Raw genomic sequence first — 275 nt, 5'->3', positions numbered from 1 at the left:
CTTACACCGCGCCGCAAACCATCACGGAAATGAAGCTCGCCAAGCTTTGGGAAGAGGTGCTGAAATACGGCCCTGCCGGCATTCGCGACCACTTTTTCGAACAAGGCGGCCACTCGCTGAAAGCGACTGCGCTCGTCTCCCGCATCGCCAAAGCGTTTGGCGTGCAAGTGCCGCTGAAGGAGATTTTCGCCAAGCCGACACTGGAAGAGCTCGCCGCCGTGATTCAGGAATTGGATGAAAGCCCGCATGCGGCGATTGAACCGGCAGAAAAACAG

At 57.8% G+C, this 275-nt stretch carries 1 protein-coding gene; it reads left to right on the top strand.

Annotation, left to right across the window (positions count from 1 at the left end):
• Window positions 1–275 (top strand): phosphopantetheine-binding protein (locus KI350_RS22830; RefSeq protein WP_212930597.1); only part of this gene is annotated, 275 nt, incomplete at both ends.

Source organism: Bacillus sp. J41TS8 (genome assembly GCF_018333035.1).
Taxonomy (GTDB): Bacteria; Bacillota; Bacilli; order Bacillales; family Bacillaceae; genus Bacillus; species Bacillus paralicheniformis.
Note: the sequence above shows the minus strand (reverse complement) of the source record. Positions and strands in the feature narration are given on the sequence as shown.